Origin of the sequence: Allobosea eneae, assembly GCF_042657265.1 — a bacterium.
Classification (GTDB): domain Bacteria; phylum Pseudomonadota; class Alphaproteobacteria; order Rhizobiales; family Beijerinckiaceae; genus Allobosea; species Allobosea eneae.
Window position 1 is genome coordinate 1 of the sequence record NZ_JBHSLW010000045.1, and the last position, 18,179, is coordinate 18,179.

Sequence of the window (18,179 nt, forward strand, 5' to 3'; positions counted from 1 at the left end):
TTGTCGTCACCGCGCATGCACCGATCTCCGAACCCCTTCGAAGACAATGAATCACGCCGAATGCCCTGCGGCGAGCGGGTTTTTCAACAGCCTGCTAGCGATCCCCCAGCAGCTGGTTCCTGGCCGCGTAGAGCTCTGCGGTGAAGTCCGAGACGAGCTGGGAATTGATCCCGTCCGGCGGCCGCAGGATCAGCGAGCGAAAATGGATCGCCGGCTCGAAGGGGCGCACGGCGATGCCGCTGATCATCTTGTCGGCGATGACGAAAGGGTTGACGAGGCCGATCCCGAGCCCCTGGGCCGCGAGGATGGCAATCGTCACGCCATAGGGAGTTTCGACCAGGATGCGCGGATGAATGCCCTCCTCAGCGAAGATGCGATCCATCGCGAGGCGAACCGTGTCCTCCGGCGACAGGGCGAGAAACCCTTCTTCGCCGATATCCGCGGGAGTGATGACGGCGCGGCCGGCAAGCGGGTGGTTCTCGGGCATGACGCAGACCGCGCGGGGCGTCGTGAAGACGCTGTGCAGGACACCGCTCGTGTCCACCTCGTCGGCGGCAAGCCCGATATCGAAGCTGCCCGACGCGACGAGGTCGCGCACGACGTTGGAGGTGCGGACCTGATAGCTGATCCGCACCTGCGGATGCTTGCGCGAGAACGCGGCGATGGCGCGCGGGACCAGCCCGTGGCCGAGCGCCGAGAGGCTGGCGACGCGGATGCTTCCGGCACCGACCTCCTTGATCTGTGCCGCTCTCAGCTTGAGGCGGTCGAGGCCGACCAGATTGGCCTTCACCTCGGCGTGGAAGAGCTGACCTTCACGCGTCGGTACCAGCCGGCCGCGAATCCGGTCGAACAGGCTGAAGCCGAGCTCGGCTTCGAGCTTTGCCAGGGAACGGCTGATCGCCGGCTGCGAGGTGTCGAGCAGAGCGGCCGCGGCCCCGGCCCCTCCGCTGAGCATGATCGCGTTGAAGACGTCGATATCGCGCAGGTTCATCGGCAGTCCATATCAAAATCGAATGGACTCTATCGTCATGGCCATAGATGGCAATGGGTTGACTGGTTACGAAAATGGTATGACCCGAGCCGACGACACCTCCCATATTCACCCACCACTGCGCTCGCAGGAGCCCTTCCAGACGGTCGCGATGCCCGTCGAGCGCGCCTCGACCATCGTGTTCCGCGACCTCGAAGCCTTCGAGCGACGGGCCGAACGCGTCTATGACGGCTTCAGCTACGGGCTGTACGGCACGCCTACCAGCCGCCAGCTCGAGGACCACATCGCGCAGTTGGAAGGCGGCGTGCGCGCCCTTGTCGTGCCGTCGGGCATGGCGGCGCTGACCTTGGCCACGATGGCGGTGTGCCAGGGCGGCGACCGGGTCCTCGTGCCGGAGACCCTCTATGGTCCGGCGCGGGACATGGTCCTGCGCTTTCTCGGGCCGCTGGGGATCGAGACGACCTCCTATGATCCCCGGCTCGATGCCGAAATCGCACCGCTGCTCGACACGAGGACGCGACTGGTCTGGGTGGAATCGCCGGGTTCGGCGACCTTCGAGGTCCAGGATGTCCCCGCGATCGTCGCGGCGGCGCACAGGGCCGGCGCGCTCGTTGCCGCCGATAACACCTGGGCATCGCACCTGCTGTTCAAGCCGCTGGCGCATGGCGTCGACATCAGCATGCAGGCGCTCTCGAAACATGCCGGCGGCCATGGCGACCTGCTGCTCGGTTCGCTCGCGGTCCGCGACGAAGCCCTGTTCCGGCGGCTGAAGGATACCGCGCGTTTCCTCGGCTACGGCGTCTCGCCCGAGGATTGCGTGCTCTGCGAGCGCGGCCTGATGACCATGCCGGTGCGCATGCGCCATGCCGCCGTGACGGCGCAGGCGGTGATGTCCTGGCTCGCCGGCCGGGACGAGGTCTCGCGCATCCTGCATCCGAGCCAACCGGACCACCCCGGCCACCCGGTTTGGAAGCGCGACTTTGCCGGCTCGGCCGCCGTGTTCTCGCTCGTGCTTCGGCCGGAGCTGGCGCCGCTGCAAGCGGAGGCGCTGCACCGCATGCGCCTGTTCCGGCTGGGGGCGAGCTGGGGCGGCGTGCATTCGCTGATCGCGGTCAGCGATCCTCGCAAAGGCCGGACGAGCCTGGACTGGCTGCCGTCCGGTCCGGTCTGGCGGCTCTCGATCGGGCTCGAGGCCCTCGAGGACCTCCTTGCCGATCTGGAGACAGCCTTCGCGTCCTTCGCGGAGGCAACGCGGTCACAGCCCGGCCACACCAGTGGCCGGGCCGCGGAGTGACGACAATCAACCCAACAACAAGGGAACGGAGGGAACCATGACACGGTTGATGGCACTTGCCGGGGCGGTCTTTGCCGCCGTCGGCCTGACGGCAGGGATCGGCGATGCTGCCGCGCAAAGCGTCGTGAACAAGATCAAGCAGCGCGGCTATCTCAGCTGCGGCGCCAGCCAGGGCGTGCCCGGGCTCTCGCGGCCGGACGAGAAGGGCTATTATCGCGGCTTCGATTCCGACATCTGCCGGACCTTCGCCGCGGCCATCCTCGGCGACAAGGACAAGATCCGCTTCGTCCCGCTCAATGCCGGCCAGCGTTTCCCGGCCTTGCAGACCGGCGAGATCGACGTCCTCTCCCGCACCTCGACCATCACCTATTCGCGCGATGCGGTGGTTCGCTTCGTCTGGATCACGCTCTACGACACCGACGGCGTGCTCGTCCGCAAGGCCGACAGGATCACGAGCCCGAAGCAGCTCGACGGCAAGACCGTCTGCCTGCAGAGCGGCGGCAGCCTGACCGAGAAGGCGATCGAGGAGACCGAGGAAGAGCACAACATCTCGATGAAGAAGGTCTACTTCGACTCGACGATCCAAGCCCGCGATGCCTTCTTCGGCGGCCGCTGCGATTCCTATGTCACCGATGGAACCGCCGCGGCGGGACAACGTGCGTCGGTCGCGAAGAACCCTGACGATTACGACATCCTCCGGGTCGGCCATGCGGCGGAACCAAACGGCGTCGCCGTCGCACGGGGCGACGACCAGCTGTTCGACGTCGTCCGTTGGACCGTCAATGCGCTGCTCTGGGCCGAGCTTCACGGCATCACCGCGAAGAATGTCGACGAGAAGCTGAAGGCCGGCAATTCCGAGATCAAGCGCGTCCTCGGCCAGGAACCCGGCTTCGGCAAGCCGTTCGGGCTCGACGACAAGTGGGTCTACAACGTCATCAAGCAGATGGGGAATTACGCCGAGATCTGGGACGCCAATCTCGGCAAGGCCAGCCCCCTCAAGGTCGAGCGCGGCATGAACGCGCTCTGGAAGAATGGCGGTCTCAACTACCCGTTCCCCTGGGACTAGCAGATGCGCCGCTCGGCCTGCCCTGCGGGCCGAGCGCTTTCTATCAATCGTCCGGAGGCGGCTTCACCGATCAGGTTGCGACGACCTGATCGGATCCGGCTCGATCCGAGGCCGGGACCGCGACGCGCACGCCCCGCTTCAATGACCGTCGTGGAACCGGGAGGATGGCATGCTCAGCGACGCCAGAACCAGATCGATCTTCATTCAAAGCGCGCTGGTGGCGGCGGTTGTCGGGTTTGCGACGCTTCTCATCACCACGACCTTCGCGAACCTGCAGGCTCGCGGCATTCCGATCGGCTTCGATTTCCTGACGATGCCGTCGAGGATCGTCATCTCCGAGGCGATCCTCTCCTACAAGTCGCGCGACCCCTATTACTGGGCGATCGTGGTCGGCCTCGCGAACACGATCTTCATCTCGGCGCTCGTCATCCTCTTCTCTTCGGTCCTCGGCCTGATCGTCGGCGTCACCCGGCTGAGCAGCAATCCGCTCGCTGCCGGCACCTGCCGCGTCTGGGTCGAGATCGCCCGCAATTCGCCGCCGATCGTCCTTCTGATCTTCCTCTACTCGCTGTGGTGGAAGGTGCTTCCGCCGGTCGGGGAGGCGCTCAATCCGCTGCCCGGCGTCTTCGCCTCGATGCGCGGCTTCGTCGTCCCGGCCGCCAGCCTCGAACTGGATGCCACGGGGCTCGTCCTGGTCGGCGCCGCTCTGCTGCTGGGACTCGCCGCCTGGCTTGCAGGTCCGCTGCGACGGTTCCGTTCCGGAATCGCCTGGGGCGCCGCCGCAGCGCTGCTGCTCGGCCTCTGGCTTGCCGAAATCGCGGTCTCGGTCGAATGGCCGGTCTTCACCGGCTCGAATTTCCGTGGCGGGCTGGAGCTGACGCCCGAGCTAAGCACGATCCTGATCGGCCTGACGATCTACACGACCGGCTTCATCGCCGAGATCGTGCGGGGCGGCATCCTGTCGGTCGGCAGCGGGCAGTGGGATGCCGGCCGCTCGCTCGGCCTGTCGCGAGCCAAGATCCTGCGCCTGATCGTGGTACCGCAGATGCTGCGCGTGGTCGTGCCTCCGCTCAACAGCCAGTACATCAACGTCGTCAAGAATTCGACGCTTGCGATCGCCGTCGGCTATCCGGATTTCTTTGCGGTGATGAACACCATCATCAGCAAGTCCAGCCATTCGATCGAGGGCGTCTTCATCATCCTGGGGGTCTATCTCGCCCTCAACCTGACCCTGTCGAGCGCGGCCAACTGGTACAACCGCCGCATCGCGATCGTGGAACGCTAAGCCCATGAAGACGATTTCGCTCCCTCTGCCCGAGGCGCCCGCACCGACGAGAGCCTGGCTCGCGCCGACACGCGCCACCTTGCGCCGGAGCGCCGGGCTGCTCTTCGGCTCGCCGCTGAACGCCGCTTTGACGCTGGTCTTCGACACCCTGCTCGTCGTCACCGTGCCGCCCATGTTGAGCTGGCTCGTGCTCGATGCGGTGTTGTTCAACCCGGACCCTGCCGCTTGCCGGGCGACGTCGGGCGCCTGCTGGAGCTTCATCTACGTCAAATCGGGCCAGCTGCTGTTCGGCATCTATCCGATCGACGAACGTTGGCGGCCCGCTCTGGTCAGCCTCCTGATCCTGGCACTGCTCGGCTGGTCGGTCAGGCCGGCGAGCTGGACACCGCGGCTGCTCGGGCTCTGGGTCGTGGCGCTCACGCTGATCGTATGGCTGATGGGCGGCGGCTTCGGGCTCGCCGAAGTCCCGACCGCGTCCTGGGGCGGCCTGCCTGTCACGCTGATCCTGACCGTCGTCGCGATCGGCATCGCCTTCCCGGTCGGCATCCTGCTGGCGCTGGCGCGCCGCTCGACCATGCCGGCCGTCAGGATCGGGGCGGTGGTCAGCATCGAGGCCGTGCGCGGACTGCCGCTGCTCTCGATCCTCTTCGTCGCCTCGATCATGCTGCCGCTGTTCCTGCCCGACGCACTTCTACCCGACAAGTTCGTAAGGGCGCTCGTCGCCCTGACGATCTTTGCGGCGGCCTATCTCGCAGAGGTCATCCGCGGCGGCCTGCAGGCCATCCCGAAAGGCCAGTACGAGGCGGCCGCTGCGCTCGGCCTGCCGTTCTGGCGCACCCAGTATCTGGTCATCCTGCCGCAGGCGATCAGGGTGGTGATCCCGGCCCTGGCGAACACCATCATCGTGATGATCAAGAACACCAGCCTCGTGCTCGTGGTCGGGCTCTTCGATCTGATCAGCTCGGGCAAGGCGGCCCTCGCCGACCCGGCCTGGCCGTCGCCGGCGGCCGAGACCTTCCTCTTCATCGGTGCGATCTTCTTCGCCCTGTCCTTCTCATTCGCCCGCTTCGCCGATTTCCTCGAGCGTCGCGGCCCGGCCTCCCGCTAGGAACGAGATCATGACCATGGCCATGGCAGAAACCACGACCGGCGCCGCGCGCCCCGCCGCCCTGAAGCCGACCTCGCTCAATACCGAGATCGCCGTCGAGATGATCGGCGTCAACAAGTGGTATGGCGAGTTCCATGTGCTGCGCGACATCAACCTGAAGGTCGGGCGCGGCGAGAAACTGGTGATCTGCGGCCCGTCGGGCTCGGGCAAGTCGACGATGATCCGCTGCATCAACCGGCTGGAGGAGCATCAGAAGGGCCAGATCATCGTCGACGGCACGGAGCTCACCAACGACCTCAAGAAGATCGACGAGATCCGCCGCGATGTCGGCATGGTCTTCCAGCACTTCAACCTGTTCCCGCATCTGACGATCCTGGAGAACCTGACGCTGGCGCCGATCTGGGTGCGCAAGATGCCGAAGAAGGACGCCGAGGAGATCGCGATGCACTATCTCACCCGCGTCAAGATCCCGGAGCAGGCGGCCAAGTATCCGGGCCAGCTCTCGGGCGGCCAGCAGCAGCGCGTCGCCATCGCCCGCTCGCTCTGCATGAGCCCGAAGATCATGCTGTTCGACGAGCCGACCTCGGCGCTCGATCCCGAGATGGTCAAGGAGGTGCTCGACACCATGGTCAGCCTCGCCGACGAGGGCATGACCATGCTCTGCGTCACCCACGAGATGGGTTTCGCGCGCCAGGTCGCCGACCGGGTGATCTTCATGGATGCCGGCCAGATCGTCGAGATGAACGAGCCCAACGAGTTCTTCAAGAACCCGCAGCACGAGCGCACCAAGCTCTTCCTCAGCCAGATCCTGCACTGAGGGAAGGGTATTCCCCGCCTTGCAGCGAGCAGGCTCTTGGCTTCGATCGCGATGGTTTCGGATGGGCCTTCCAATAGACGTTCATCCGCTCCTGCCCCGAAGGAGCCGAACGCTGCGCAAGACGAGCTTGCCTGCTCTCGAATGCAAGGACGCTCCATCGTCCGCTCACAGCTAACTGTCCCGCGCGCCGAAGAGTTGCGAGATCGCCAGCAGCAGCGAGGTGATCACGATCATGATCGTCGAGATCGCGGCGATGGTCGGATCGATCTGGTCGCGCAAGGCCATGAACATCATGCGCGTCAGCGTCGAGTTGTCGCCGCCGGAGATGAACAGCGCGATCACCACCTCGTCGAAGGAGGTCAGGAAAGACAGTACCGTCGAGGTGACGATGGCGAAGCGGATCTGCGGCACCGTCACCTGCAGGAAGGCCTGGGTGCGCGTCGCGCCGAGGCTGCGGGCGACGCGTTCCTGGTCGAGGTCAAAGCTCTTCAGGGCCGAACCGACGATCATCATGACGATCGGAACCGCCAGCATGGTGTGCGCCAGCACGATTCCGAGGAGCGAATTCACCATCTTGAGCTGCACGAAGGCGTAGAACAGCGCGATACCCGCGAGGATGACCGGAACGATGGTCGGCGTCAGCAGGGCGAGTATGGCAAGTCCGGAGAAGCGGATTCGCGAGACGTGCAGGCCGTAGGCGGCAAGCACGCCGAGCGGCGTCGCCAGCAGCGCCGTCAGGAAGCCCGCCTTGAACGAGGTCGCCGTCGCCGCCATCCAGCCCGAGGAGGAGAAATAGGCCTCGTACCAGCGCAGCGACCATTGCCGCGGCGGGAACTCGAGATATTGCGAATGGGAGAAGGACATCGGGATGACGATCAGCGTCGGTACGGCGAGGAAGGCCAGCGCCAGGACGCCGAGCGCATAGAGCCAGAGCCGCGCGCGATGGGTGATCTGCGTGTCGCTTGCGGGACGGTCGAGCCAGCTCATCGTCAGTGCCCTGATCCGAAGAGCCCGGCGCCGCGCGACAGTTTCGCAGCCGCTACGAGTACGACGAGCGTGATCGCCAGCAGCACCACGCCGAGCGCGCTCGCGGCGCCCCAGTTGAAGAACAGCTCGATGTCGTTGGCGATGCGGTTCGAGACCATCGTGACCTTGCCGCCACCGAGCATGGCCGGCGTCACGTAGAAGCCGAGGCAGAGCACGAAGACGAGCGCGGCGCCGGCGGCGAGCCCGGGCAGCGACAACGGGAAGAACACCGTCCAGAAGCCGTGCACCGGCGTCGAGCCGAGGCTCGAGGCGGCCCGCAGCAGATTGCCGTCGATGGCGCGCATCGTGCCGTAGAGCGGCAGCACCAGAAAGGGCAGCATGATGTGGACCATGCCGATCAGCGTCCCGCCGGCATTGTGGACGAGCTGCAGCGGCTCGTTCCAGAGCCCGAGTTTGATACCCCAGGTGTTGACCAGCCCACTGCGCTGCAGAAGCACGAGCCAGGCATAGGTGCGCACCAGGAGCGAGGTCCAGAACGGCAGCAGCACCGCGATCATGCAGAGATTGGCAGCCCGCCGCGGCAGCTGCGACAGGAAATACGCGAGCGGATAGCCGATCAGGATGCAGATGACGGTCGTCGCCAGGCTGATCTCGAAGGTCGTCCGGAAGGTTCGGCCATAGGATGGCTCGGCCAGCATGCGCCGGTAGTGCTCGAGACTGAGCGCGCCGGCATCGTCGCGGAAGGACAGGCCGAACAGCCAGGCCATCGGGATCAGCATGGCGACGATGACCAGCAGCAGCGCCGGTGCCGCGAGGCCGGCGAGGCCGAGGCGCTCGCGCCACTGGTCGCGGCGCAGCGCCGCCTTGTGGAAATCCCCGGCCGGACCGGCGGCGGCCACGCTGTCGGCGCTCACCGTGCCTCTCCGTCGTCGTCGGCCAGCAGCACGGTATCCTCGACCGCGACGCCGATCCGCGCGGCGGCGCCGATCGGCGGCGCCGCAGCTGCCCCTCCCCGCGTCGCGAGCCTGAGCGCGACGGGACTGCCATCGCCGAGCGCGGCCTGCACCAGCAGCGTATCGCCCTGATAGATCGCGCCCGTCACCCGGGCATCGAAGCAATTCATGCCCTCGCCTTCACCGGCAGCAAGCAGATGCAGCCGCTCCGGCCGCAGCACCATGGTGCACTGCCCCCGCGCGACCGGCAGCAGGCGCGCGCGGATAACCGAGCCGGCCGCACGGCAGACGCCGTCGGCGACCTCGGCCCGGATGAAGGAGGATTCGCCAATGAACTCGGCGACGAAGCGACTGCCCGGCTCGTCGTAAATCGCGCGGGGCGTGTCGATGCGCGCGATCCGCCCGCGGTTCAAGACCGCGATCCGGTCCGACATGGTCAGCGCCTCGCGCTGGTCGTGCGTGACGTAGACGGTGGTGGTGCCGAGACGCTCATGGAGTTGGCGCAGCTCGATCTGCATGCGCTCGCGCAACTGCTTGTCGAGCGCTGAAAGCGGCTCGTCCATCAGGATGATGCGCGGCTCGAACACGATCGCCCGGGCCAGTGCGACGCGCTGGCGCTGGCCGCCGGAGAGCTGGTCGATCCGCCGGCTGCCGAAGCCGCCGAGCTGGACCGTCTCGAGCGCCGCCTCGACCCGGCGCGCGATCTCGGCGGCGGCGACCCGGCGCAGCCGCAGCGGGAAGCCGACATTGCGGGCGACGTCCATATGCGGGAACAGCGCATAGTTCTGGAACACCATGCCGATTTCGCGCTTGTGCGGCGCGAGCCTGACGACTTCGCGCTCGCCGAAGCGGATGCTGCCCTGGTCCGGCCGCAGGAAGCCGGCAATCGCCATCAGCAGCGTCGTCTTTCCCGAGCCCGAAGGCCCGAGCAGGGTCAGGAACTCGCCCGGCCGGACATCGAGGTCGATCTCGTCGAGCACCGAGACTGCGCCGTAAGCCTTGCTCAGGCGGCGGACCGTGATCGGCAGCGCCGTCGCGGCTCCCCCCGCCGCAACGGCCGCAAGCGGCGGCCGCTCCTGGTCGCCGGTCGGCCTCATTCGGTCAGCATGTTCTGGTAAGCGGCCGAGGCCTGGGCTTCGAACTTGATGTACCAGTCGAGATCGATCGGCAGCTGCTTGGCGGCATTGTCGGGATGCGACGGCAAGGTCTTGGCATAGGCCGCGTCGATCGCGCCGCCCTCATAGGCCTTCTTGTTGGTCGGCCCGTAGGTGATGTATTTGGTGAACTCGGCCTGATATTGCGGCTTGCTGATCTCGGCGAGGAACTTCATCGCCAGATCCCTGTTCGGCGCGCCCTTCGGGATCGCGAAGCAGTCATAGTCGGCGAGGCCCTGGTTGAAGGTGTAGGCGACCTTGGCGCCGTCCTTGGCGGCGACGTCGAAGCGGCCGTTCCAGCCGGTGATCATGTCGACCTCGCCGTCCTTCATCAGCTGGGCGTGCTGCGCGCCGGAGCTCCACCAGACCGCGATATGCGGCTTCAGCTCACGGATCTTCTTGATCGCGCGCTCGATGCCGCCGGGTTGCGAGAGCACCTCGTAAACCTTGTCGGCCGGAACACCGTCGGCCATCAGCGCCGGCTCCAGCGCGCCCGCGACGCCCTTGCGATAGGAGCGCTTGCCCGGAAATTTCTTGACGTCCCAGAAGTCCGCCCAGCTCTGCGGGCCCTTGTCGCCATAGGTCTTGGTGTTCCAGGCGAGGACGGTCGAGAAGACGTCGCCGCCGACGCAATAGTCCTGAGCCGTACCGGGCAGGAAGCTGGAGGTGTCGATGACCTTGTAATCGAGCTTCTCGAGAATGCCTTCGGCGCCCGCCCGCGCCGCGCTGCCGGAGCCGCTGGCGACGACGTCCCAGGTCACGGCGCCGGCCTTCACCTTCAGGCGCAGGTCGGCGATGCTGCTATAGGTTTCTTCCTTGATCTTGATGCCGAGCGCCTTGGCGGCGGGCTGGAAGAGCGCCTTGCTCTGCCCGTCCTGATAGGATCCGCCGAAGGAGACGACGGTCAGTTCCTGCGCCAGGGCAGGCGCGGCACTCAGCAACCCCATGACGAGGGCAAGGGCCGTTGTTGACTTCACGATCGGCTGGCGCGGCATGTCAGTTCTCCTGATCTGGACGGTGCTTTTCCATCGGTGGCGTCGGCGCGGGCGGCCTTGTCGGCCGGCCTTCGCAGTTCTCCCCGCCTGCAGAGTTTGACGGAATTGGTCTGGCGATAAGGTCCACTCTGAGAATTCGGGGTGACCAATCGGAAGGTTCAGCGCGCCAGGCGATCGCGCCAGCGGTAGTAGAGAACCGACGGGGCGAGGAACCAGGGATTGCCGGTGTAGAAGGGCCGGGTCTGGAACGGCAGCTGGTCGAAGGCGGTCGCGCCTTTGGCGAGGCCGAGCACCTGCTGGCCGAGCCGCATGCCGAGATAGCTCGCCATCCCCACCCCAGAGCCGCAGAAGGATCTGCCGAACGCCGCTCTTTGGACTGCGCTCGCGCTCACGGGCATGAAGCCGGACGATGCGCTCTTTGCCGAGCTGAGCAAGCGCTATGCCGGGCTCAAGGACGCGTTGCCACCGGGCCAGCGCGCGCTCGTCGAGCAGGTCGCGAAGGATATCGGGATTCAGTGAGGCGGTCCGGCGGCCTCCCTCGGACGGACCTCCATTTCCCCGCCCAGCGCCGTTCCCGCTGCCATCGAACACGTTCGTGCCCGGTCGTCATGGACGCTTGTGCCGGCCTGACCTGAGGACGTGCTTTTAGGACGAGCAGAACGCCTCACTCACCTTGCAGCGGCTCTCACCGTCCTGCTCGCACTCCGTCAATGCTGCACGGCGTGCGGCCGCGAGCGAACCGCGCCAATATGTCCACCAACGGCCGTTGCCCGTGGTCACGAGGGCGGCGCAGGCGTTGGAGAACCAGAGCCGCACCCGGCAGCCCGGAAGCCCTCCGGCCATGCAGGATCGCATCGCCGCGGCCTCCGCGCGGCCGCGAGATTCGTAATCATAGGATGTTCCCCATCGCAGGGAGCCCTTGTCGCTGTCGGAGATCGCGATGGCGCCATAGCCGCCACCGGACCGGCCGGGACCGCTGCCGGGCGCCGCTCCAAAGGGCGAGAGGCCGTCATTCGATCCGGCACAGGCCTTGTAGCAATCATTGTACATGCCGTTGCACATCATCGAGCACTGATTGTTCTGGGCCGCGGCCGGGAAGGCCAGCAGCAGCGCCGCAGCGACGGCCGCGCTCGCAAGACGAAAGCGGGTGATCAATGACATCGCGATACCCCCTGTGAAAACTTGAAAAACCAAGCGATCGGCCGGCGCGGAGATTTCGCGTCGAACGGGGAAAGAGGCCGTCAAGGCCCGAAGAAATCCGCCGCGGCGTCCGCGACCTGTCGTTCCGGATGCGCCCGGCAATAGGCGATGATCCCAGCGGCGATCCCGTCCGGGCCCGCGAAGCGCCGGTGAGGCTCCCCGGTGCCCGACTGGACGCGGCCGGTGAGGTAGCCGAAGCTCCATTGCAGGGCGGCGCGCCCCTGCGGCAGACGCGCCTTGGCGGGGGAGTCCAGCACGCGGCAGGACAGGCCGCCCGCGCCGTTCAGGCGCGGCACCGCGCTCTTGGCTGGCGCCGTCGCGCAGAGGAGGCACAACGCCAGTCCGGCTCGCGCCAACGACCGGCCGAGCGAAAAATGTCCTGGTGTGGTGATCGACATTGGTCCCCCCGGGTCGATCGAAGACGTTCGCCTTCACTGTCGCCTTCAGTCCGGCATCTGTCGATTGCTTCCGGTTGCCGGGCCTTGCCGTTGGCGAGCCGCCTCAGCGGGCGCAGGCAAAGAGCATGGCGGCGTCAAAGAGGATGCGGCCACCCCCTTCCTCGCGAATCCTGTCTCACGGCGAACCGCAACCCTGCGCAAGCAGGCGCAATCGTCGCCGAGCGATCAAAGCTGTATGTTCGGAAAACAGATCAGAGGTCGCCACCGGCCCACCCGGTACAGGACATCATCAGCGCGAAGGAGAACGTCATGGATCTTCAGCAGAACCCCGGGGCCGAGCCCCCCGCCGCGCAGAAGGAAATCGGCTGGACCGGGAACCTGCTGTTCATCGTCTGCGGCGCGATCTCGATGGCGGCGGGCCTCTGGATCGCCAGGGCGGCGACCGACTTCCTCTTCCCGGAGCCGTGGCAGAAGCCCGGCGCCCGCTATCATCCCTCCGTCGCGTGGCTCGTGCGGGATTTTCCGGAGCCGCGGCCGCCACAGAACCACTGGGACATCGTGCAGGATGCCGGCTTCGCCGCGTCCTGGCTCGCTCATGAGCTCGCAGCGACCGTCGCAAGCTTGGTGATGGCCTGGCCGGGCATCGTCTTCGGCTGTCTCATGCTCTTCACCGGCTTCCTATGTTTCTTCGTGATGTGGAGGCTCTTTGTGGAGCGGATCTACGATGGGCGGTGGCCGGCCGGCAGAGCATCGCGACCGGCACCTTAGATCTAAGGCGTCTGGCCGCCTTGTCCGGCGCGCCTCGCCGGCGGCAACTGGGCGAGGATGAGCCGGCGCAGTTCGTCCGCGGACAGCGCATCGGCCTCGTCGCGTCTTTCACCGCCGATGAAGAGGACGGGCTGAGCCTTCAGCCCCGTCGCCAGCATGATGTCATCGTGCTGACGTTGCAGCGCCGCCCGGACCGCACCGTTCCGAAGGCATGAGTCGATGTCGACGGATGGGATGTCCCCCTCGCTGAGGACTTCGGCGAAGGCCCGTCTTCGCTCCGCTTCTTCGGGGACGCTCCCCCACCGGACGGCGGCGGCTACGAGCTTCCGAAACCGAGCGAAACGCGTCTCGGGGGCGGCGCAGACCGCAAGAAGCGAGGCCTCGACGCTCGCGTCGCCGGGAGCCCTGAGCGGCACGACCGAGAGATGTGCGTCGCCGCTCGCCAGGAAGGGTTCGACGACCTGCATCAGCTTCTCCAGACCGCAGCTGGCGCAGGACGGAGATATCGCGAGCGTCAGAGACACGGGGGCATCCGGACGCCCGGCCGTGATGGCGAGCGAAGGATCGAGCACCCGCTCCAACGTCCGCTCAGTCGCGATCCGGTCGAGTTCACCGCGCGCATCGAGCCCGATCCACGGTTCCGGCGTCGCTCGGGCGACATCGCGTAGCAGAGCCTCGGCCTTGGCCGGATCGCGCAGGGCGGGATCGCCATAGAGATAGAGCCGGGCGAGCGTGAAGCCGGCTTGAAGGTTCTGCGCGACCTCAGGCCTCTGGAGGAGCGCCATCGCCTCCTTCTGCTGGGGGCTGACGATCTCGCGTCCGTCGGCGCCGGTTCGGCCATCCGCGAGGAGGAGGCCCAGCCTCAGGATCGGCTCAGGCTGGCCAGCTTTCGCCGCCGCACGCAGCATTTCGAGCGCCCGCTGCGGGTTTCGCCCATCGCCCAGATAATAATCCGCGAGATCGAGTGTCGCAGGCTCGAATCCGGCCCTTGCCGCCTCGTCCGCGAGCGCAAGCGTGTCCGGCCCGATGCCGTGCTCGCGCCCGATGCGCTGGCGAGCCTGCCAGTAGCGGCCGGCGATATCGCCGCGTGACGCCAGAAGGCCGAGCAGGCGCGTGCGCTCCTCGGGCTCGAGCCGATAGGCCGGATCGGTTTCCGCACGCCGCACGATAACCGCGATGGCGGGCCGAAACCCGGCAGCGACCGCTTGCTGCAGCCAGGCACGTTCCCGTTCCGGCGAAAACAGAGCCGGCGAAAGACCGTTGCCGCCGAAATTCTGCGCAGCGTAATAGGCGACCTCGCCGGTGCTGTCCTCTGCCGCCGCCTTGCGAAAGGCCGCCTCCACCTCGTCCAGCGCCTCGGACGGAATGCCTCCGATGCCGCCGCTGCGGAGCGTCGCCTCCGAGACCGGCGCGAGAATGGCCGCGACGAGGACACCCTTCGCCTCGGCGTCCCGCAGCGACCGGACGATAGCCGCCGGGCCGGCTTCGGCCGTGTAGCGCAAGGGCGCGATCAGCATCGGCGCGATCACACCGAGCGGAAGATCGGTCTGCGCCGCCCTTTCGGCGAGAGCATAGGCCTCTCGCTCTCTCGTTTCCCGCGCTTGTCCATGGAGGGCGTCGGCATCCTGCGAGGCCCAGCCCGCGGCCAACAGGACAGCCTTTGGATCGCCATTACGGAGACCGGTCGCGACCTGCTCTTTGCCATCGGCTTGAGCGGCCGCCTTTTCGACCAGCATGCGGGGGATTGATTGACACCAGTCGCGGCGCGTCAGTCCATAGCGGTCGGCCGGCCCGTCCCAGGGCCGCGCGCAGGTCAGGTCATAGGCGGCCTTATCCAGCAGGCCTGCGCGCAGCAGCCAGGTGGTGCGCGTCTCGGGATAGGCGGTCCACCACAGCGCGGCCGCCGCAACCATGGCAAGTGCGGCGACGCCGGCGGCGAGGCGCTCAACGGCCTGCCGCCGCGAGAGCCGGAACGGGGGGCGCTTGCTCCAGTCGCGTAGCCGCTGCTCGTCCGCCTCCGTCAGGGACAAAGGCGGCATGAAGCCTTCGCGATAGACCGCGACCGTCTGCTCGTCCTTCGTCCAAAGGCCGACCTTGGTGGCGACGTCGTCGATCATGTCCTGCAGGCGGCGGCCGGGGACGAGCAGTCCGGGCAACTCCTCGGACAAAGCCAGCGCGAAGGGGCTGTGGTCGCCCCACCCGTCGGCGGCGCGCGCCCGGGCCGCCGTCGAGAAGACGAGCTGCGAGGGGCGCGGCAGCTTGGCGCGCGCGAGCCCGGCCGTGACGCCCGCAGCATCCGCGGACATGTCTGCCACGACCTCGTCGCGGCAGGCGTCGATCGCGACGATGGTGGCGCGGCGCGGTCGGCGGGCAAGCTGCGCCACCGCGACGTCGAGCGGCAGCGACCGGGTCGCGAGATAATGCGGCGCCGGGATGCGCGCATCGATCGGCAGCAGGAAGTTGCTGCCCTCGTGCTGCACGCCATGTCCCGCGAAATAGAGTAGCGCGATCGCGTTCGCACCTGCGGCGTCGAGCTCTTCTCCGAAGGCGATCACCGCGTCCTGCATCGCCGCCAGCGTGGCGTTCTCGACGCGCCGCACGGAGAAGCCCATCCCTTCGAGCGTCCAGCCCAGCAGGCGCACATCCCGCACCGGATTGGCGAGCGCGGCCGAGGCATAGGCGGCATTGCCGATCAACAGGGCGAAGCGCTGCTCCGGGCCAGACTTGGAAGGTCCGTCGACCCGCGGGGTTGCGGTGTTCGAAACCGGTATCGCATCGGCTTCGCCCGCGCTCGCCGGGGAGGTGCCGGCGTCGCCCGACAGATCGAACCAGCGGCTGCGCATCGGCGACGCTCCGTCAGACGGTCACGATGTACTCGGCGCTCGACACCGTCACGAGGTGCGCATTGCGCCGCTGCAGGCGTCGCAGATTGGTCAGGAACCGGGCGGTCTCCTCCTCGTCGAGCGCGCCCGGCTCCGCATCCACCCCTCGCGGATCGAGCAGTCTGCGACTGTCGGTATCCCAGAGCAGCGCCGTGGTCGCCAGGAACCGTCCGGGCTTGGGCTGCACGGGCGCCGCTTCAGGCATCAGCAGCAGCTTTCCCTCGACAAGGCGTGGGCGAGACGGGGACGGCAACCACAGGATCGTTTCGGCCCAGCTCAGTTCCCAGCATCTGTGCCCGATCGGGCGCGTGTCGCGCGCAAGCAGCGTAAAGGCCATGGCGGGCTCGCGGTCGATGCCTTGCACCGCGATGCGGCCCTTGTGCCGGCCCGCCTCGAAGACCACGGGTCCGTCGCCGCCGGACGGCAAAAAGCCGTCGAAGCTGCGATCAGACGCGAATTTCTCGATGACGAGCCGCACCGGTCCCTGCGGATTGCCCCCCGGCGCCAAGTCGCCGAGCAGCGCGTCCTGCGCGCGGTCGAGCGTTTCGCCGTCCTCGATCCGTGCTGCCGACTGGATGCGGCGGATGAAGTCGTAGAGCGGGAGTGTGAACTCGGATGGAGCCAGCGGCTCCGTCAATCCGGGCAGCCCACGCGCCCGCAGGCTGACGTCGAGACGCTTGTTGACGATCTCGGCGAGTTCGGTGGCGGTATCGAGGGAGAAGCCGTAATCGCCGTAAAGCAGCTTCGAAAATTTCGGCGCGCTGCTCTCCCATTTCGTCTCGCCGAACAGCCGAAAAGCAATCTCCGCCTCGGGCATCGGCATGCCGACGAGCTCCCGAAAAGCGCGCCATTTCAGATACAGGCCCGGAGTCGTCGCCATATGGTCCAACCACCTGCGATGCGGTTCAGCTTCATCATGATGCTGTGCCGCAGCCGCGAAGACAATTGCGGTGCGGAATGTCTGGTATCCAGCAAGCTCCCAATGTCGGCTCCTGTGAAGGGTTTCGGATGGCGGCCCGTGCGAGCGGGTTCGGACCGGGCTGAGGGCCGGCGTCCGAAAGCCTCCAGGGGAGGAAGCCGCGGCCCGAGGCCGTGGGCTATGGGGATTTCGCGGCGCCGCCTGGTCTGCGGGTTAGTGCGAGGCGCGGGTCGGCGGCGCAATGCTCCAACCGGGATGCCCGGAAGCCTGAAGTTTGGTGCGTCTGGGCGGGATCCGCGATCGCAGCAAGGTCCATTTCCGCGATCGGGCCGAACGGGATCGGCCGCTCTCTGGCCGAGATCGGCGCGGGTCTGTCCGGGTATCGCAAGGGCTTCATCGTCATGAGGTATCGATCCTGACGGCGAGGATGGTGCGCGGGGCCGAGCCCGGCGCGAAGCGCTCGACGAGGATCATGCGACCGCCGCAGCAGGGGCAAGGTGGCCTCCGCTCATCGACCGGATCAGATCGTTCGGCCGAGATCTCTGCTTCACGATCTGCCGTCGTCGTGGCCGGCGTTGCCGCTGCGATGATCTGCCTGATGCGGGCGATGGTCTCGGCGCGGCGGCTGGAGGCGAGCAGGCCGTAGTGGCGGATGCGGTGGAAGCCGTCGGGCAGGACGTGGAGCAGGAAGCGGCGGATGAACTCGGGGGCCGTCAGCGTCATGGTCTTGCGCGAGATCTTCCCGGCCGAGTGGGCGCGATAGTCCTTCCAGCGGAACGTGACCCCGTGCCGATCCATGGCAATGATGCGGCTGTTGGCGATGGCGACGCGGTGGGTGTAGCGGGCGAGATAGGCAAGCACCGCCTCAGGGCCTCCAAAGGGGCGCTTGGCGTAAACGACCCAGTCGGCCCGGCGCAGTGGTGCCAGCATGGCGGCGAAGGCGTCGGGTCTGGCCAGATCGGTGAGATCACCATGGAAGGCGAGCCTCCCGGCCGCATGCAGGGCGGATAGGCCTTCGAGGAAGAGTCTGCGGAACAGGCGCGAGAGCACGCGCACGGGCAGGAAGAAGCCGGGCCGGCATGAGATCCAGCGAGCGCCGTCCGGCGAGAGGCCGCCGCCGGGCGCGATGATGTGGAGATGGGGATGATGGGTCATCGCCGATCCCCATGTGTGCAGGACGCTGGTGAAGCCGATGCGGACGCCGAGATGCCGGGGATCGATGGCGATGGTGGCGAGCGTCTCGGCCGCGGCCCTGAACAACAGGCTGCAGATTCCGACGCGACCGGCCGGGTAATCCAATAATTAACCGGCCACTGTTCCGAGAATTAACCGGTCGGGATTCCGAGAATTATCCGGCCAGGG

Annotated in this window: 17 protein-coding genes and 1 pseudogene; 7 read left to right on the forward strand and 11 right to left on the reverse strand. The window is 67.0% G+C overall.

Annotated elements, in window-relative coordinates; genetic code table 11:
- Positions 1 to 94: 94 nt before the first annotated feature.
- Positions 95 to 991 (reverse strand): LysR substrate-binding domain-containing protein, encoded by an 897-nt coding sequence (locus tag ACFPOB_RS24160; RefSeq protein WP_377800909.1) that lies wholly within the window; start codon positions 989 to 991, stop codon positions 95 to 97.
- Between the two features lie 79 nt (positions 992 to 1,070).
- Between ACFPOB_RS24160 and ACFPOB_RS24165 the strand changes: the two genes are divergently transcribed.
- From ACFPOB_RS24165 to ACFPOB_RS24185, 5 genes are all read left to right on the forward strand, one after another.
- Positions 1,071 to 2,285: a trans-sulfuration enzyme family protein gene (locus ACFPOB_RS24165; RefSeq protein ID WP_377800910.1), complete on the forward strand. Its 1,215-nt coding sequence runs from the start codon at positions 1,071 to 1,073 to the stop codon at positions 2,283 to 2,285.
- Between the two features lie 37 nt (positions 2,286 to 2,322).
- Positions 2,323 to 3,351, forward strand: coding sequence for a transporter substrate-binding domain-containing protein (locus ACFPOB_RS24170; RefSeq protein WP_377800911.1), 1,029 nt, complete (start codon positions 2,323 to 2,325; stop codon positions 3,349 to 3,351).
- Between the two features lie 169 nt (positions 3,352 to 3,520).
- Positions 3,521 to 4,636 carry an amino acid ABC transporter permease gene (locus tag ACFPOB_RS24175; RefSeq protein ID WP_377800912.1) on the forward strand — a complete coding sequence of 372 codons (1,116 nt, stop codon included), beginning with the start codon at positions 3,521 to 3,523 and terminating at the stop codon, positions 4,634 to 4,636.
- 4 nt (positions 4,637 to 4,640) lie between these two features.
- Entirely contained in the window at positions 4,641 to 5,744 is a 1,104-nt protein-coding gene (locus tag ACFPOB_RS24180; RefSeq protein ID WP_377800913.1) for an amino acid ABC transporter permease, read from the forward strand.
- Positions 5,745 to 5,766: 22 nt separating this feature from the next.
- Positions 5,767 to 6,561, forward strand: coding sequence for an amino acid ABC transporter ATP-binding protein (locus ACFPOB_RS24185; protein WP_377800922.1), 795 nt, complete (start codon positions 5,767 to 5,769; stop codon positions 6,559 to 6,561).
- 171 nt (positions 6,562 to 6,732) lie between these two features.
- On the opposite strand, the gene ACFPOB_RS24190 is transcribed toward ACFPOB_RS24185, so the two are convergent.
- The 5 genes from ACFPOB_RS24190 to ACFPOB_RS24210 form a co-directional block, all read right to left on the reverse strand.
- A complete protein-coding gene (locus ACFPOB_RS24190; RefSeq protein ID WP_377800914.1) occupies positions 6,733 to 7,548 on the reverse strand; it encodes an ABC transporter permease in 816 nt (271 codons plus the stop codon).
- A 2-nt stretch (positions 7,549 to 7,550) separates the two neighbouring features.
- A complete protein-coding gene (locus tag ACFPOB_RS24195; RefSeq protein ID WP_377800915.1) occupies positions 7,551 to 8,462 on the reverse strand; it encodes an ABC transporter permease in 912 nt (303 codons plus the stop codon).
- Positions 8,459 to 9,598 (reverse strand): ABC transporter ATP-binding protein, encoded by a 1,140-nt coding sequence (locus ACFPOB_RS24200; protein WP_377800916.1) that lies wholly within the window; start codon positions 9,596 to 9,598, stop codon positions 8,459 to 8,461. The genes ACFPOB_RS24195 and ACFPOB_RS24200 overlap by 4 nt, the downstream gene beginning before the upstream one ends.
- Positions 9,595 to 10,650: an ABC transporter substrate-binding protein gene (locus tag ACFPOB_RS24205; protein ID WP_377800917.1), complete on the reverse strand. Its 1,056-nt coding sequence runs from the start codon at positions 10,648 to 10,650 to the stop codon at positions 9,595 to 9,597. Before ACFPOB_RS24205 ends, ACFPOB_RS24200 begins: the two co-directional genes overlap by 4 nt.
- A 158-nt stretch (positions 10,651 to 10,808) precedes the next feature.
- Positions 10,809 to 10,979, reverse strand: a complete 171-nt coding sequence (locus ACFPOB_RS24210) for a hypothetical protein (protein ID WP_377800918.1) — start codon at positions 10,977 to 10,979, stop codon at positions 10,809 to 10,811.
- A gap of 67 nt (positions 10,980 to 11,046) precedes the next feature.
- On the opposite strand from ACFPOB_RS24210, the gene ACFPOB_RS24215 reads away from it, so the two are divergent.
- Positions 11,047 to 11,169 (forward strand): hypothetical protein, encoded by a 123-nt coding sequence (locus ACFPOB_RS24215; RefSeq protein ID WP_377800919.1) that lies wholly within the window; start codon positions 11,047 to 11,049, stop codon positions 11,167 to 11,169.
- Positions 11,170 to 11,295: 126 nt separating this feature from the next.
- Here the strand turns inward: ACFPOB_RS24215 and ACFPOB_RS24220 are convergent, their stop codons facing one another.
- Complete coding sequence (locus tag ACFPOB_RS24220; protein ID WP_377800920.1) at positions 11,296 to 11,811, reverse strand: DUF4189 domain-containing protein; 516 nt, start codon at positions 11,809 to 11,811, stop codon at positions 11,296 to 11,298.
- Between the two features lie 80 nt (positions 11,812 to 11,891).
- Positions 11,892 to 12,248, reverse strand: a complete 357-nt coding sequence (locus ACFPOB_RS24225) for a hypothetical protein (RefSeq protein ID WP_377800921.1) — start codon at positions 12,246 to 12,248, stop codon at positions 11,892 to 11,894.
- Positions 12,249 to 12,557: 309 nt separating this feature from the next.
- Here ACFPOB_RS24225 and ACFPOB_RS24230 point away from each other — a divergent pair, with 309 nt between their 5' ends.
- A complete protein-coding gene (locus ACFPOB_RS24230) occupies positions 12,558 to 13,016 on the forward strand; it encodes a hypothetical protein (RefSeq protein ID WP_068204193.1) in 459 nt (152 codons plus the stop codon).
- A gap of 2 nt (positions 13,017 to 13,018) precedes the next feature.
- On the opposite strand, the gene ACFPOB_RS24235 is transcribed toward ACFPOB_RS24230, so the two are convergent.
- From ACFPOB_RS24235 to ACFPOB_RS24245, 3 genes and pseudogenes are all read right to left on the reverse strand, one after another.
- Positions 13,019 to 15,859, reverse strand: a complete 2,841-nt coding sequence (locus ACFPOB_RS24235; protein ID WP_068204190.1) for a caspase family protein — start codon at positions 15,857 to 15,859, stop codon at positions 13,019 to 13,021.
- Between the two features lie 13 nt (positions 15,860 to 15,872).
- A complete protein-coding gene (locus tag ACFPOB_RS24240) occupies positions 15,873 to 16,778 on the reverse strand; it encodes a hypothetical protein (RefSeq protein WP_068204188.1) in 906 nt (301 codons plus the stop codon).
- Between the two features lie 438 nt (positions 16,779 to 17,216).
- A pseudogene (locus ACFPOB_RS24245) lies at positions 17,217 to 18,083 on the reverse strand (IS91 family transposase); the annotation flags it as partial.
- Positions 18,084 to 18,179 lie beyond the last annotated feature (96 nt).

Bases quoted from the DNA above. Each gene is read 5' to 3' on its own strand.
- ACFPOB_RS24215 (WP_377800919.1), top strand. From the start codon at position 11,047: ATGAAGCCGGACGATGCGCTCTTTGCCGAGCTGAGCAAGCGCTATGCC.
- ACFPOB_RS24165 (WP_377800910.1), top strand. From the start codon at position 1,071: ATGACCCGAGCCGACGACACCTCCCATATTCACCCACCACTGCGCTCG.
- ACFPOB_RS24170 (WP_377800911.1), top strand. From the start codon at position 2,323: ATGACACGGTTGATGGCACTTGCCGGGGCGGTCTTTGCCGCCGTCGGC.
- ACFPOB_RS24240 (WP_068204188.1), bottom strand. From the start codon at position 16,778: ATGGCGACGACTCCGGGCCTGTATCTGAAATGGCGCGCTTTTCGGGAG.
- ACFPOB_RS24185 (WP_377800922.1), top strand. From the start codon at position 5,767: ATGGCAGAAACCACGACCGGCGCCGCGCGCCCCGCCGCCCTGAAGCCG.
- ACFPOB_RS24175 (WP_377800912.1), top strand. From the start codon at position 3,521: ATGCTCAGCGACGCCAGAACCAGATCGATCTTCATTCAAAGCGCGCTG.
- ACFPOB_RS24160 (WP_377800909.1), bottom strand. From the start codon at position 991: ATGAACCTGCGCGATATCGACGTCTTCAACGCGATCATGCTCAGCGGA.
- ACFPOB_RS24235 (WP_068204190.1), bottom strand. From the start codon at position 15,859: ATGCGCAGCCGCTGGTTCGATCTGTCGGGCGACGCCGGCACCTCCCCG.
- ACFPOB_RS24225 (WP_377800921.1), bottom strand. From the start codon at position 12,248: ATGTCGATCACCACACCAGGACATTTTTCGCTCGGCCGGTCGTTGGCG.
- ACFPOB_RS24180 (WP_377800913.1), top strand. From the start codon at position 4,641: ATGAAGACGATTTCGCTCCCTCTGCCCGAGGCGCCCGCACCGACGAGA.
- ACFPOB_RS24200 (WP_377800916.1), bottom strand. From the start codon at position 9,598: ATGAGGCCGACCGGCGACCAGGAGCGGCCGCCGCTTGCGGCCGTTGCG.
- ACFPOB_RS24220 (WP_377800920.1), bottom strand. From the start codon at position 11,811: ATGTCATTGATCACCCGCTTTCGTCTTGCGAGCGCGGCCGTCGCTGCG.
- ACFPOB_RS24205 (WP_377800917.1), bottom strand. From the start codon at position 10,650: ATGCCGCGCCAGCCGATCGTGAAGTCAACAACGGCCCTTGCCCTCGTC.
- ACFPOB_RS24230 (WP_068204193.1), top strand. From the start codon at position 12,558: ATGGATCTTCAGCAGAACCCCGGGGCCGAGCCCCCCGCCGCGCAGAAG.
- ACFPOB_RS24210 (WP_377800918.1), bottom strand. From the start codon at position 10,979: ATGGCGAGCTATCTCGGCATGCGGCTCGGCCAGCAGGTGCTCGGCCTC.
- ACFPOB_RS24190 (WP_377800914.1), bottom strand. From the start codon at position 7,548: ATGAGCTGGCTCGACCGTCCCGCAAGCGACACGCAGATCACCCATCGC.